We start from the raw sequence: 14,786 nt of genomic DNA, 5'->3' as shown, positions 1-14,786 counted from the left end.
AACGAGTAGCTTGAGCAGAAATCCGCTCAAGCTCCCCGAATTGCTTATAAAGTCGTATGCGCTTTTTCTTCTGGAAGAATCATTTCAATATGATTTTTTTCGTCTAATACCACAATTTTGGGTTCATGTGTTTTTGCTTCTTCCGACGTAAACATCCCGTAGCTCATGATAATAACCACATCGCCAACTTGGACGTGTCTTGCAGCAGCTCCATTTAGGCAAATCACACCACTACCTGGCTCACCTGGGATAATATACGTTTCAATTCTTGCGCCATTATTATTATTTACAATTTGAACTTTTTCGTTTGGAAGCATATCCACCGCTTCTAAAATAGCAGAGTCAATCGTAATACTTCCTACATAATTCAGATTGGCTTCTGTTACAGTCGCTCGGTGAATTTTGCCATTCATCATAGTTCTAAACATTTTTTACCGCCTCTTCACATTTATTAATTCATTATCGATTAAACGAGCTTTCGAATATTTCACTGCCGCAGCTATAATTATGCCCTTAGTCCAATCTGTTACCGGAGTAAATTCAGGATAAGAATATAACGCTAGATAGGCGATTTTCTCGTGAGATGTTTGCTCATTAATTTTGTCTGTCATAACTTGCACTATTTTCGCTTCATCTGTCTCGCCAGAATCAATTAATTGCCGACCAAGTTGTAAAGCAGCGTGAATAACTGGCGCTTCTTTACGTTCGGTTTCTGTGAGGTAGACATTTCGTGAACTCCTAGCAAGTCCATCAGCCTCTCTAACTGTAGGAATAATTCGCAAATTCACCGGGAAAAAGTAATCTTCTACAAGGCCGGAAACTACCGCTACTTGTTGGGCATCTTTTTGACCAAAATAAGCATTATCTGGATTTACTAAATGAAATAGCTTCGTTAAAACTGTAACTACACCGTCAAAATGGCCTTCCCTGTCAGCACCATCAAGGACAGAAACGCGTTTAGTGACGTGCAATTTCGTTGCTAATTCAGTAGGATAGATTTCCTCAACTGTCGGCACAAATAAAATGTCGACGCCACCTTCTTCAGCAAGTTTTGCATCGTGCGCTTCATCGCGTGGATAGGCGTCAAAGTCTTCGTTAGGACCAAATTGGGTTGGATTTACAAAAACGCTCATAACAACAAAATCCGTTTCTTTTCTTGCATGGCTTACAAGCGTCATATGCCCTTCATGTAAAAAACCCATTGTTGGCACGAAACCGATTGTTTTATTCGCTTTTTTTTGTTTTAAAATTGCTTCTTTAAGTTCTTGTCTATTTCGAATGATTAACATTGGCTATTCCCTTCCATAAAGGCCTTTTAAGTCTTCTTCGGCCATTGTAAAGCTATGTTTCACTTCTGGAAACGCTAGTTCTTTTACGTCATTCACATAGTTTTTAAGTGCTGGTTCAATAGTTTCGTCAATATCCGCATAAGCTTTCACAAATTTTGCTCGGCGATTGATACCATAACCGATTATGTCGTGGTATACAAGTACTTGACCGTCTGTTTCTAAACCAGCTCCAATACCAATAGTTGGAATAGTAAGTGCCTTAGTTACTTTTTCAGCTAGCTGACGAGGAATTGCCTCAAGAACAATAGCGATAGCTCCTGCTGCCTCAACCGCTAACGCATTGTCAATCAACTCTTGCGCTTCTTGAACTGATTTAGCGCGAACTTTATAGCTTCCCGTTAAGCCAACACTTTGTGGCGTTAAGCCAAGATGAGCGACAACTGGCGCACCGGCTTCTGTCAAACGAGCAATTTTATTAACAACTTCTCCTGCGCCTTCTAGTTTTACAGCATGTGCGCCGCTCTCTTGAATAATCTTACGTGCGTTTTGAATAGTTTCATCTACTGAACCGTGATAAGTCATAAAAGGCATATCCGTTACAACAAAAGTATTCGGCGCCCCTCGTTTCACAGCTTTCGTATGATGAATCATATCATTCATTGTTACTGGTACGGTTGAATCGTAGCCTAATACTACCATTCCAAGTGAATCACCAACTAAAATCATATCTGCTTCTGCTTGTTCTACATTCTTAGCAGAAGGATAATCGTAAGCGGTAATCATCGTGATTTTTTCTCCGTTTTCCTTCATAGCAAAAAAGTCTACTGGTTTTTTCATTTTCTTAGCTCCTTTTCGTCCCTGTTAAATGAATTAATCAAGGCAAAAAACAAATTTTTGTAAGTAGCGTTAGTATGATCCGGTAAAGGTATCATCCATTCTTTGCTACCATATGTATAATACCATAAATAGATGCTTACTTAAAGTATGTAAATTGAAGAGAGGTTTACTCTGAAACCTCTCCGCTCACTTTATTCATCCAATTAGTTAACTTCGCTGGTTCATCTGTTGCAGCATAAGTAGATGCTACTTTACCGTCCTTTAAATATACCATTGTCGGAACGGAATCAATGTCCATCTTTTTTAAAAGCGCAATCATATCATCTCGGCTTTTTTCAGATGCTTTGTCAGTATTGTAATAAGCCATTTTTTGATCTGGTTGTCTTTTTTCAAGTTCTTTCTTTAAAATAGGTTGGAACGCTTGGCAGTCTTCGCAAGTTGGACGCCCAACATAGACAAAGCCAGTTGTTTTGTCAGCCATTTTTTGTTTAAAGTCTTTCGTGGAAATTGTATTTAAAAAGGTTTCACTCTCTTTTTCGGTTTGCTTTGTTTTCTCTTCTGTTTCTTTTTTATTATCGCCACATGCCCCTAAAGTGAGAACTATGGTAAACAGTGCTAATAATAATATAATTTTTTTCATAACAACGACTCCTTCGTGCTTATTGTACTAAATTTTTCTCAAAAAAGAAAAACTCGAAAAAGTGATTTTCACACTGTATTTTCGAGTTAAAAGATATGTTTTAGGCTATTTTATTAGGGTCAAAACAATCTTTTGATAGCGATTTTATTATTTTTCATTATCCAGCAAAATATCTGCTGAGTAAATCGAATGAATCTCGCCTAGTGAATCTTGAAGTAAGAGCACGCCTTCATCAGAAATACCTTTTACTTGTCCGTGAATTTTTCCTTTTGTCGTGCTGGCTGTTAATTTTTCACCAAAAGGAATCGCTTTTGTTTCCCATAATAACTTTATCGGTGCAAATCCTTTATCTAAGAAAAGTTCATAATACTTCTCTAAAGAAGTTAGTATTGCTTGTAATAATGCTTTTCTTGATATACTTTCGCCTAGTTCAAGTTTAAGTGAACTGGCTTTCTCTTTGATTTCTTCTGGAAACTCTTGTTGATTTACATTAATCCCCATGCCAATAATGACCGCATGAATTGTTTCTGCTTCGGCTTGCATTTCTGTTAGTACACCACAGATTTTTCGTTTACCAATATAAATATCATTCGGCCATTTGATTTTCGGTTCAAGTTTCGTGATATTTTCAATTGCTTCTGTGATAGCAAGCGAGGCGATAAAAGTGAACTGGGGTACTTTTTGAATTGGAATTTGCGGTTTTAAGATCACGCTCATCCAAATACCTTCCCCTTTTTTAGAATTCCAGGGACGAAGCAAACGCCCTTTTCCAGCGGTTTGCTCATCAGCTACAATAACGGTTCCTTCTGGACTTGTTTCCATTTGTTGATGCGCTATGATTTGCGTGGAGTTCACTGATTCATATATTTCTAAATGTTGGCCGATAAATTTTGTTTCTAAACCGAGTAGTAGCGCGTCTTTTGTATACTGTTCAGCTGTTGCTGATAAACGATAACCGCGATTTCTGACTGCTTCGATTTCAAAACCTTCTTTACGTAGTGCTTCCATTTGTTTCCAAACGGCTGTACGCGAGCAACCTAGACTATCCGCAATTTCTTGACCGGATAAATAAGTGCCATCACTTTCTGTAAATAATGCAAGTAATTTTTCCCGATTATTCTTCATGATAGCCTAGCCACCTTTTAATCTGATTTTTTTCATTGTTAATTTTACCCAGTAATACTTGGCATTCAACTTTATCAAGTGTCTCTTTTACCCAAGGACCCGCGGTTTCCTCTGTCCATTTGAGTAAATCAGCACCTGTAATCGCTAAATCTTTTTTGGAGTGAATTGGTAGTAATTCGTATGCTTTTTTCAGTTCATCTTCCTTGTCACTTTGACCACGAATATTATTTATTTCATTTACTAACAAAAAAACTGCTTCCTGAGCATGGTATAGTTCTTCTGTTAGCCAAGTTTCTTTCATATTAAGGGCATCTTCGTAAGCTTTATTCACTAGTTGAATGGTTTTGTTCGGTAATTTCCACGCTTTTAAAAATGCGGTAATATTACTAGGTTTAACGGCAATTACAAGTCCAAGCCAAACCGCAGTTTCAGTCGTCCGTTTTTCCCAGTTCCAACTAGCAAATTCCGTTAAGGCTGATTTTTCACCTTTTAAACCTGGCAAATAGGCTTCCATTTCTACTTTTAAAAGTAACTCTATTGCGCGTTTTACAGCTTGGCCTTTGATCATTTTTATCCATTCGACAGTGATTCTTTCAACAGAAGTATGCTGTAATAAGGCAATTTGATTTGCTAGAGCGGTTTCGGTTTCTTTATCTAACTGAAAATCAAGTTGGCTTAGAAAGCGCACTGCTCGCATCATTCTAAGCGCGTCTTCATGGAAACGTTCAGACGCTTTGCCAACTGCTTTAATTTCTTTATTTTGAATTGCTAATTGTCCGGAAAATGGATCGTGTAATTTAAAATTTTCGTCCATCGCAATCGCATTCATGGTAAAATCACGACGCAGTAAGTCTTCTTCCAGCGAACGAATAAACGTCACTTCACTAGGACGTCGAAAATCTTCATAAGTGCCTTCTGTCCGAAAAGTGGTCACTTCATAGCACTCTTTGTTTTCTCTAACTGTTACTGTTCCGTGCGCAATCCCAGTGTCATAAGTGGACTGGAAAATATCCTTTACTTCTTCTGGGAAAGCACTAGTTGCAATATCTACATCGGAAATAGGTCTATTTAGTAAGTAATCTCTGACAGATCCGCCAACAAAATACGCTTCAAATCCCGCAGTAGTCAATTTTTGCAAAACAGGAAGCGCTTTTAGAAAAACGTCATTCATCTGTCATCGCTCCTTTATTCATCGTTTCTTCTTAAATCTCGCCAATCTAGAAAGCCAGCTCCTAAACCGCGAATTAAAATTTCTGCTGTTCCAATATTAGTCGCTAAAGGAATTTCGTATACATCGCATAATCGAATCAGCGCGGTTACATCTGGTTCATGTGGCTGAGCGGTCAGCGGGTCACGCAAGAAAATAACTAAGTCCATTTTATTTTCAGAAATGCGCGCACCAATTTGTTGATCGCCACCAAGCGGACCAGATTTAAAACGATGCACCGTTAAGCCAGTTGCTTCAATAATCCGCAAACCAGTCGTGCCTGTTGCGTACAACTGATGCGGTTCGAGCAAATGTTTATATGCGGTTGCAAATCCAACCATCAAATCCTTCTTTTCATCGTGCGCGATTAATGCGATATGCATCTCATTCACCTATCCTTAGTCTAAAATATTTTCTAAGCCATAAATAAGTGTTTCAAGTTCTTTAGTTTTACGAACAGAAAGAGCAACACCAGACATAAAGGAAATCCGGTCATAAGAGTCATGGCGAATCGTTAAACCTTGTCCCTCTGCTCCAAAAATAACTTCTTGATGTGCAACAAGGCCTGGTAAACGAACGCTATGGATACGCATTCCTTCATATTCTGCGCCTCTAGCTCCTTCAATAAGTTCGACTTCATCTGCTGCACCTTGTTTAACGAATTCACGTGTTTCTGCCATCATTTCTGCTGTTTTGACAGCTGTTCCACTCGGCGCGTCTAGTTTATTATCGTGGTGTAACTCAATAATTTCGACGTTCGGGAAGTATTTAGCCGCTTTTTGAGCAAATTGCATCATTAAAACTGCACCTACAGCAAAGTTTGGCGCAATTAGCGCACCGATTTTTTTCGATTCTGCAATTGATTTTAATTCACTAATTTGTTCTGGGGTAAAACCTGTTGTCCCAACGACCGCACGTACGCCATGTTCTAAAATCGTTTTCGTGTTACTATACCCAACTTTAGGCGTCGTAAAATCAACGACACAATCCGGTTTTATTGCTTCTAACATTTCGCTTAAATCGCCAAATACTGGTACATCTAATGAGCTAAACTCCACAATTTCACGAATGTTTTTTTCTTTTGGTTCATGATCAAGTACTGCCACTAATTCCAAGTCTTCTTCTCTTAAAATAGTTTTAACAACCTCGTGTCCCATTCTTCCTTTAAATCCAGATACAGCTACTTTCATTTTGATTTGTCCTCCTTTTTTGTCCAGCGGTCTTTATCGCGTTCTTTAAATTTCGCCATGACCGTATCGTGTGCTTTTTCCATATCAATATCAAGTGAGTTTGCCATGCAAGTAAGAACAAAAAGGCAATCGCCAAGTTCCTCTGCTACGGTTTTAGTAGGTTCACTTGTTTTCTTCGGTTTTTCACCATAATAATGATTAATTTCTCTAGCTAATTCGCCGGTTTCTTCTGTAATTCGTGCCATCATCGCTAGTGGGGAAAAGTATCCTTCCTCGAATCCACCAATGAAATCATCCACTTCTTTTTGTATTTCTGCCATGGTTTTCGCCATAGGTTTTCCCCCTTTTTGTGTTAAACTAAAATTGGTTTTAAGTCTAATTGTTAACTTCATTTCATTATACCTAAACAAATACATACAAGTCCATGATTTTTTACTTACTTATTAAATAGGTTCCAAGGAGGAAAAAAGCTATGTTAAAAACACTGCGCACGAAAAATATTTGCTTTATTATGCTTGGTACGGCAATCTATGCATTTGGATTAGTTAATTTTAATATCGCAAATAATCTCGGTGAGGGTGGCCTTGCAGGGGTTACATTATTCCTGCTTCATTTCTTTCAAATTGACCCCGCCTACTCCAACTTAGTCTTGAACATTCCTTTATTTATTATAGGTTGGCGTGTATTAGGTAGTCGTTCCCTCATTTATACTGGAATTGGTACTGTTAGCCTTTCCTTATTTTTATGGATTTTCCAGCGTATCCCTTATACATTAGATTTACATAGTGACTTACTTTTAGTAGCCCTTTTTGCTGGAGGTTTTAGTGGTATTGGGCTTGGGCTTGTGTTTCGATATGGTGGTACAACTGGCGGTAGTGATATTATCGCCAAATTACTGAATCATACAAAAGGAATTAGTATGGGGCGTACGCTCTTCGCAATTGATGCGATAGTGCTTGCTGCTTCTTTATCTTATTTGGATGTTCGCCAAGTAATGTATACGCTTGTCGCTGTTTTCATTGGTTCACGCGTCATTGATTTTGTGCAAGAAGGTGCTTATGCTGCTCGCGGCGCCTTGATTATTTCTAAAGATAATGATGCCATCGCTTCCCATGTAATGCTCTCGATGAATCGTGGTGTAACAGTACTTGAAGGTCGTGGTGGCTTTTCTAAAAATGAACAAGATGTGCTTTATATTGTCGTTGCTAAAAATGAAATTGTGCAATTAAAGAATATTGTCCAAGCGATTGACCCTCATGCTTTTGTTTCAGTGAGCGTTGTTCATGATGTGATGGGCGAAGGTTTCACACTCGACGAAAACAAAAATCCTATTTACTAATGTATTTTCTTGGATCATAATTTTCTAAAGCTAAATCGGTAGTGTTTAATAGTGACAAATCTGCCAGCAGTTTACCGACATATGGTCCAGTTGTTAAGCCAGAAGCACCCAGCCCATTCGCTAAAAAGATCGAGTCAAAACCAGGTAGCTGTCCAATTAGTGGCGCAAAATCCGGCGTATAAGGACGTGTTCCAACCGCCACATTAGCTATTTTACGTTCCAACTCACCCTCCATAAACTTACTGACTTCTGCTAATATTTCTGCCTTACCTTCCGCTGTTGGCTCTATATTGAAGCCAGCAGCTTTTTCATGTGTTGCCCCGACAATTATTTTTCCATTATTAAACGGAACAATCGATTTTGCACTTGGAGGTAAAATCACTGGCCATTCTGCTGTTTCGTATTCACTAAAATCAAGTTCAAGCAATTGACCTTTCTGTGCTAAAACATCCGTATGAAAGCCCGCCTCCTGTAATAAATTAGGTAGCCAAGCACCTGCTGAAATAATTAGTTTATCGTAACTTTCTTTTTCCCCATCAACCAAAACCTCCCCTTTTGGTGAAAAATGAGCCAAACCAGTTTTGATTTCCACACCATTTTCTTTGGCTGCATAGCGTAAAGTTTCACAAAACAAACCGCCATTAACCCGCGCCGCCCCGCTTACATAAACAGAACTAAATCCCGGTTTCACTAAAGGGAATTTTTGCTTTGTTTCGGCTTCTGATAATTTTTCAATATCACCCATTACTGGTGCTCCTGCTCGTCTTTCCATTGCCAGATTAAAAAGTTCCGTTGCTTTTTCCTCTGTTTGCCGAAGTGCGAGCACGCCAACTTGTTTATAACCAGAATCTCTTCCAGTTTCTTCACTAAGACTTTCTGCAATTTCTTTATAAAACGCCGCACTGTTCTTTGCTAGTTCGTACCAATATTTATTTCGTCTTTTGGAAAGCCATGGACAAATAATTCCGGCAGCTGCTCTCGTTGCCTGCCCAGGTTCATTAGAATCAATTAGCGTTACTTGAACATTTTCTTTTGATAGTAAATATGCTGCACTGGCTCCAACAATTCCGCCACCGATTATCACTATTTTTTGCATTGTTACACCCCTCTATATCAATTGTGACACAAGTTGACTTTTTTATAACTCTTTGTAATAATATGTGAAAATAGTTAAGTTTACAGTCTACTAAAAATCCTCTACTTCATTCTATCCATTGTACTGAAATCCAGCTTTAATTACAAAAAGGCAGATTTTGGCTTATCTCGTCGTCATTACCACATATCCTCTTAGAGATCGCTTTCGCCGACTGGTTGGTTCTTTGTACTGCGTCTCAGCTAAAAATTCATTTATTTTTTTATTCTGCCTATATTAACTTTTCAGCTGATTCATTATGCTGAGATATGGGAGATTTTTTTATGCCAAATATTCTTGATTCATTATGGAACAGCATGGCGCTTTTTTTATCAGCGCTTTTTTTTCACGGAATGGCACTGCGGTCAATTAGAGAAAAAAAGCCTGCTTGGTTCCAAATTAAATTTGCAAATGAAATTATTAATTATGCACTGGGCATTTACTACGGCTTATTAGGTGTTTATTTTATTGTCCGTGGATTACCTGGGACGGATTCTGGGATTTATACAGATATGTTATTAGATATTTTAATTGTTTTACACTTGTTTTCATCAGCGGGTCCAGCTACTATCGCGTTAGTACTCATTGTGGCAGGAAAACTCTTTCTTGGTGATGCTCTCTTTGCCAATTTAATTTATGTGTTTTTAATTATTGGTTTTCACTTTGTTTGTATGGAAGTAGCTAAATTACGTCTTAGCTCTGTTCAAAAAGTAGTACTCGTCAAACTTAGCGCCATTCCACTAATGCTTATTTATTTACATCAAAAAATACATCTTACATATACAATACATGATGTGCCAGTTTGGACACTCTATTTCTTGGTTTCTTTTTTTATTACCTTTATTATTATTTCAGCGGCTTATTATATTGATACATCAAATAAGCTGATTTATGAATTGCAGCAATCGACTATTCTTGATCCACTTACCGGTCTAACAAACTTTCGTCACTTTGAAAAAACGTTCGAAGCTGCTTTTCACTATGCTACTTTAAAAAAATCGAACTTAAGTTTAATTATTATTGATATTGATTATTTTAAACGGGTAAATGATACATATGGCCATTTAGTTGGAAATGGTGTTTTATCTACTTTTAGCCAAATGCTTTTAAAAATTAGTTTTCCACCAAATACGGTTATATCTCGCATTGGCGGGGAAGAATTCGCTATTATTTTGCCAAATATTAATGTCAGCGAAACAGAACACTTAGCAGAAAAAATCCGGCGTAAAGTCGAGAAAATTGATGTTCCGATAGCAACAACTGGCTCGGTTATTACCATTTCCGCTGGTATCGCAAATTATGATGGTAAAAATTATCCAAACGCTAACGAACTAATGCATGCAGCAGATCAAGCACTTTACAATGCAAAACGAAATGGACGAAATCAAGTACATATTCGTGAAACAACAGATCCAGTTATTTAATAAAAAGGAGATGAGTCCATTTGTTCGAGCTAGTTAATTCATACATAGACAGTTTAGCGCTCTTTCTTGCTATCCTTTTTATTCAAGGTATGTCTTTTCGAAAAATAAGACAATATCGTCCTAATTGGTTCCAAAATGGTAATAGACGATTTTTTCTCTCTATTCTTCTTGGTGTTTATTATGGTTTAGCAGGGATTTATTTTATCTATGAAGGTGCATATGAACATAATCCTGTTATTTATACGAATATGCGGATTTTAATATTGATGGTTACAGGTGTATTTGCTGGTCGTACTCCGCTTATTGTTGCTTATGTCGTAATGCTTTTCGGACGAATTAGTTTTGATATAGCATCGCCCGTTACTAGTCGCTACGTTATTTTAATGACACTTATTTTTGCGGCTTGTTTACTTATTACTTTTTGGAAAAAACAACGCTTTTCAAAATTTATTGCATTAATTATTTTAAACTTCCCAGCAATCCTCTATTATTTTGTGAATAATTTTGATGAAGGACGAATTTTGCGGGGCGTTGAAATTGTTGAATACTTCCTGCTATTTTTCGTCACTGCTTTGCTGGTATTTTATGCGTGCAATTATATTGATAAAAGTAATTTAGTTATCCAAAACTTGACCGAAACCGCGATGACCGATAGTCTAACCAACTTACCTAACATGCGATTTTTCACGCAACAGTTTGCTTGGATTTTTAATAAATCTCAAAAAAGAAAAAAAGCGTTATCCTTATTTATTATTGATATTGATCATTTTAAAGAAATTAATGATTTTCATGGACATCAAGCAGGAAATACTGTTTTAGCGCAGTTTAGTAGCATTCTCAAAAATCGAACCTTTCCACCAAGAACGATGTTTGCTCGAATTGGCGGAGAAGAATTCGCTGTTTTACTGCAAAATGTTGGAACAGAACAAGCTGCCTTAATTGCTGATTTTTTACGGGATGAAATTGAACGAGCTAAGTTTCCGTACAATCCAGTTAGTGGTAATGTAACGGTCTCCATCGGGGTTGCTTCTATGGGGTACAACTATAGAACGACCGAATCACTTTTTGAGGCTGCTGACCAAGCACTTTATCAAGCAAAGCAAAATGGGCGTAACCAAATTGCCATTCATCAGGAGGAAAGCGAATGAAGCGAACAATTATTATCACTTTTTTACTGCTCTTAATTGGCACAGGTATATACTTTTTCCTTCGCCCAGAACAAAAAGATACTCTAAGCGCACCTAAAGAGACAAAACCCACTTCAAGCTCGGTTCAAACTTATGTAAAAGAAAATTATATGACCAAAAACGGTTTAATTATTGATTACAAAAATGCCCAAGAACCGCATTATTTAGCCGAGAGCATCGGACTTTATATGGAGTATTTAGTAGAAGTGAATGATAGCAAGACTTTCCAAGAACAAGTGGCTACTTTACAAAAACATTTTATAACAACAGACAATTTTATTAAATGGGAAGCGACTGATAGCACAACTACCAACGCTATTGTAGATGATTTTCGGATTACAGAAGCACTTTATCAAGCGAGTAAAAAATGGGACCATCAAGCGTATCAAACCCTTGCCGATACACTTATCTCCAACACGAAAAAATATAGCGCCGTTCAAGGAGTTCCAGTGGATTTCTGTGATTTTGTTCATAAGAAAAAAGCAGATACACTTCATTTAAGTTATCTAAATATCCAAGCAATGCGCCACATTAACTATAGCGCAAAAGCCTATGCTCCTATCAAGAACGTCAGCGCCACTCCTTTTTTTACAGAAGTGTTTCAAAATGGACAATTTCAAAATGCTGACGCAAACGAAGTCAATATGATTGATCAAATGCTCATAGCTATCGCCTATTATGACGAAAATGGTACAGTTGAGCCAAATTTCGACCAATTTTTACAAACAGAACTGACTTCAAAAGGAAAAATTTATGCCAGATATGATAGAGAAACAAAAGAGCCGAACTCTGAAAACGAATCTACTGCCGTTTATGCCTTTTTGACACAGTATTTTAACAAGACAAATCAAGCTAAAAATGGTAAAATCACCAAAGAGTTGTTAGAGAAAATGGACACGTCAAATCCTGAAACGACCCATTTTTTCGATTATATAAATAAAGAAATAACTCTTAAGAAATAACGGAAAGAAGTTGGACAAATGAAAAAGCCCTCCGTAAGTGAGATTATTGATCAAAACCTCTTTGATACAATATACGAACCGATTGTTGCTGTTTCAAATACACAAGTTTTCGGATATGAGTCACTCACCCGCTTAAAAACAAATCATTGGAACGCCATTAGTGATTTTATTGAAGAAGCGGAACAGGAAGGTCAGCAAAAAGCTTTTGAACTGCTCACGCTTCATAATGCAGTCAAACGCTTTGAAAAAGGTGAAAACACGCCATTATTTGTCAATATTTCCTATGATACATTTTTAGAAAATCAAGAAGAACTACACGATACCCTTCTTGATAACGGGAAAATAGTTTTTGAATTTTTGGAAACATCCAAGTTACCGCAAGAACGAATGAACGACTTAGAAAAACAACTACGCTTATTCCAGAAAAAACATGAGACTAAATTTGCTATTGATGATTTTGGCTCAGGTTACGCCGACTTGCATCGCGTATTTGCGCACCATTCTGACTTTGTAAAAACTGATCGCTTATTACTTCGAGATTTATTTGAAAGTGACGGCAAGAGAAACTTCTTTGAGCAACTTCATCACTACGTCAAAAAGCATCATAAATCCTTGATTGTTGAAGGAGTAGAAACAAAAGAACAGTTAAAGTTCCTTCAAGAAATTGGCATCCCCTATGCACAAGGTTACTATTTTCATTAATATGTAAAAAAAGAAAATCTGATTGGTTTCAGGTTTTCTTTTTTTGAATCAGTTGTTATTCTCCTTCCCCCCATGTAAAATAGAATAGAATGAAAAGGAGTGCTTGAAATGACTTTAAAATCAGGTTTTGACTATATGAATAACCCACTATTAAATAAAGGAACAGCTTTTACAAGTGAGGAAAGATTAAACTATAAATTAGACGGATTACTGCCGCCAATTATCGAAACAATCGAACAACAAGCTTTGCGCATCGAAAACCAACTAGAAAACTTAGAATCCCCTCTACATAAACACCAACTTTTAACAAACTTATATAACGAAAATCGCACACTTTATTATTACGTTGTTACCAAAAACGTGAGCGAATATTTGCCAATTATTTATACGCCAACGATTGGGGATGCGGTAATACATTATCATACAGACTATACCGCGCCTGATGAAGCTTTATTTATTGATGCTTTTACACCCGAAAAACTAAGAGCATCTGTTGAAAATTATGCGCAAAACAATCCAAATATTGATATGATCGTGATTACAGATGGTGAAGGCGTGCTCGGCATTGGTGATTGGGGCGTGAACGGCGTCAAAATAGCAGTCGGAAAATTAGCGGTTTATACGGTTGCGGCTGGCCTTTCCCCTGACCGTGTTCTCCCAGTTGTAATTGATGCAGGAACAAATAACAAAACACTACTTGAAGACTCGCGTTACTTAGGAAATAAACGTCCACGCCTGTCAGAAAGCGATTACGATACTTTTATCGCACAATTTGTGGAAGTCATGAGTGATTTTTTCCCAAGCGCTATTCTTCACTGGGAAGATTTTGGCCGGGCAAATGCAAGTCGTATCCTCCACAATTATCGTGATAAAATTTGTACGTTTAATGATGATATACAAGGAACTGGTGCGATGGTTGTTGCCGCTGCTCTTGCAACAATTAACGTTTCAAATATTCCTTTAAACAAACAAAAGATTATTATTTTCGGTGCTGGAACTGCTGGCATCGGTATTGCTGATCAACTCAGTGGTCAATTGATGCGCGAAACTGGTCTTCCTTTTGAAAGTGCAAAAAAACATTTTTACTTAATGGACCGTAGTGGTTTAGTGCTTGATAATATGACCGATTTAACGGATGGTCAAAAGAAATATGCGCATCAAGCTTCTGACTGGGCTAGCGTGCCTACTGATACATTAGAACACTTAGTTGAAGCAATTCATCCAACAATGCTAATTGGCTGTTCTGGCGTTACTGGAGCCTTTAAAGAGAGCATCGTTAAAAAAATGGCGGAGCATACAGAACGACCAGCAATTTTGCCGCTGTCTAATCCAACCAAATTAGCTGAAGCAACTGCCGCAGATTTGATTAAATGGACAGATGGAAAAGCGCTAATCGTAACAGGAAGTCCATCCAAACCCGTGACTTATCAAAATATTACCTATGAAATTGGTCAAGCTAATAACGCCCTTCTATACCCTGGGCTTGGACTTGGCGCACTTGTTACACGTTCTAAATTTATTACAGACGGAATGTTAGCCGCTGCATCAAGTGCCGTTAGTAATCAAATTTCTATAAACGAACTTGGAGCTGCCCTCTTACCACATGTTCGTACACTTAGAGAAACTTCCCGCGCGGTTGCTATTGCGGTAGCGAACCAAGCAATCAAAGAAAATATCCACCAAGTTGAGTTAGCAAGTGTCACAAAAGCTGTCGAACGTGAGATGTGGCAACCAACTTACAAAGGAGTTTAA

At 37.7% G+C, this 14,786-nt stretch carries 16 protein-coding genes; 6 read left to right on the top strand and 10 right to left on the bottom strand.

Annotation, left to right across the window (positions count from 1 at the left end; genetic code table 11):
• Positions 1 to 44: 44 nt before the first annotated feature.
• The 9 genes from panD to AC4PG0_RS09230 all read right to left on the bottom strand — a co-directional run bounded on the left by panD (position 45) and on the right by AC4PG0_RS09230 (position 6,620).
• Positions 45 to 428, bottom strand: a complete 384-nt coding sequence (gene panD, locus AC4PG0_RS09270) for an aspartate 1-decarboxylase (RefSeq protein WP_003763077.1) — start codon at positions 426 to 428, stop codon at positions 45 to 47.
• 3 nt (positions 429 to 431) lie between these two features.
• A complete protein-coding gene (panC, locus tag AC4PG0_RS09265) occupies positions 432 to 1,289 on the bottom strand; it encodes a pantoate--beta-alanine ligase (RefSeq protein WP_492167640.1) in 858 nt (285 codons plus the stop codon).
• Positions 1,290 to 1,292: 3 nt separating this feature from the next.
• A complete protein-coding gene (gene panB / locus AC4PG0_RS09260; protein ID WP_003763081.1) occupies positions 1,293 to 2,126 on the bottom strand; it encodes a 3-methyl-2-oxobutanoate hydroxymethyltransferase in 834 nt (277 codons plus the stop codon).
• Between the two features lie 166 nt (positions 2,127 to 2,292).
• Complete coding sequence (locus AC4PG0_RS09255) at positions 2,293 to 2,766, bottom strand: thioredoxin family protein (protein WP_203574664.1); 474 nt, start codon at positions 2,764 to 2,766, stop codon at positions 2,293 to 2,295.
• 147 nt (positions 2,767 to 2,913) lie between these two features.
• Complete coding sequence (locus AC4PG0_RS09250; protein WP_194317233.1) at positions 2,914 to 3,891, bottom strand: biotin--[acetyl-CoA-carboxylase] ligase; 978 nt, start codon at positions 3,889 to 3,891, stop codon at positions 2,914 to 2,916.
• Complete coding sequence (locus AC4PG0_RS09245) at positions 3,881 to 5,062, bottom strand: CCA tRNA nucleotidyltransferase (protein WP_492167639.1); 1,182 nt, start codon at positions 5,060 to 5,062, stop codon at positions 3,881 to 3,883. Before AC4PG0_RS09245 ends, AC4PG0_RS09250 begins: the two co-directional genes overlap by 11 nt.
• A gap of 14 nt (positions 5,063 to 5,076) precedes the next feature.
• Complete coding sequence (gene mgsA, locus AC4PG0_RS09240; protein ID WP_003723016.1) at positions 5,077 to 5,481, bottom strand: methylglyoxal synthase; 405 nt, start codon at positions 5,479 to 5,481, stop codon at positions 5,077 to 5,079.
• Between the two features lie 15 nt (positions 5,482 to 5,496).
• Positions 5,497 to 6,288: a 4-hydroxy-tetrahydrodipicolinate reductase gene (dapB, locus tag AC4PG0_RS09235; protein ID WP_033532903.1), complete on the bottom strand. Its 792-nt coding sequence runs from the start codon at positions 6,286 to 6,288 to the stop codon at positions 5,497 to 5,499.
• Positions 6,285 to 6,620: a nucleotide pyrophosphohydrolase gene (locus AC4PG0_RS09230; protein WP_010991710.1), complete on the bottom strand. Its 336-nt coding sequence runs from the start codon at positions 6,618 to 6,620 to the stop codon at positions 6,285 to 6,287. Before AC4PG0_RS09230 ends, dapB begins: the two co-directional genes overlap by 4 nt.
• 140 nt (positions 6,621 to 6,760) lie before the next feature.
• Here AC4PG0_RS09230 and AC4PG0_RS09225 point away from each other — a divergent pair, with 140 nt between their 5' ends.
• Positions 6,761 to 7,627, top strand: a complete 867-nt coding sequence (locus AC4PG0_RS09225; RefSeq protein WP_003763093.1) for a YitT family protein — start codon at positions 6,761 to 6,763, stop codon at positions 7,625 to 7,627.
• On the opposite strand, the gene AC4PG0_RS09220 is transcribed toward AC4PG0_RS09225, so the two are convergent.
• Complete coding sequence (locus tag AC4PG0_RS09220) at positions 7,617 to 8,723, bottom strand: NAD(P)/FAD-dependent oxidoreductase (protein WP_492167638.1); 1,107 nt, start codon at positions 8,721 to 8,723, stop codon at positions 7,617 to 7,619. The two genes, AC4PG0_RS09225 and AC4PG0_RS09220, sit on opposite strands and share 11 nt — an antisense overlap.
• Positions 8,724 to 9,043: 320 nt before the next feature.
• On the opposite strand from AC4PG0_RS09220, the gene AC4PG0_RS09215 reads away from it, so the two are divergent.
• From AC4PG0_RS09215 to AC4PG0_RS09195, 5 genes are all read left to right on the top strand, one after another.
• On the top strand, positions 9,044 to 10,183 hold the full coding sequence (locus AC4PG0_RS09215; protein WP_010991712.1) for a GGDEF domain-containing protein: 1,140 nt from the start codon (positions 9,044 to 9,046) through the stop codon (positions 10,181 to 10,183).
• Positions 10,184 to 10,203: 20 nt separating this feature from the next.
• Complete coding sequence (locus AC4PG0_RS09210) at positions 10,204 to 11,331, top strand: GGDEF domain-containing protein (RefSeq protein ID WP_003769421.1); 1,128 nt, start codon at positions 10,204 to 10,206, stop codon at positions 11,329 to 11,331.
• A complete protein-coding gene (locus AC4PG0_RS09205) occupies positions 11,328 to 12,332 on the top strand; it encodes a glycoside transferase (protein ID WP_492167637.1) in 1,005 nt (334 codons plus the stop codon). The genes AC4PG0_RS09210 and AC4PG0_RS09205 overlap by 4 nt, the downstream gene beginning before the upstream one ends.
• A gap of 18 nt (positions 12,333 to 12,350) precedes the next feature.
• Positions 12,351 to 13,034 carry an EAL domain-containing protein gene (locus AC4PG0_RS09200; protein ID WP_003763099.1) on the top strand — a complete coding sequence of 228 codons (684 nt, stop codon included), beginning with the start codon at positions 12,351 to 12,353 and terminating at the stop codon, positions 13,032 to 13,034.
• A 108-nt stretch (positions 13,035 to 13,142) separates the two neighbouring features.
• Complete coding sequence (locus AC4PG0_RS09195; RefSeq protein ID WP_492167636.1) at positions 13,143 to 14,786, top strand: NAD-dependent malic enzyme; 1,644 nt, start codon at positions 13,143 to 13,145, stop codon at positions 14,784 to 14,786.

This window comes from Listeria sp. MAN/IMW/UF464, from assembly GCF_058683955.1.
This window is presented reverse-complemented; position numbering and strand designations above follow the sequence as displayed.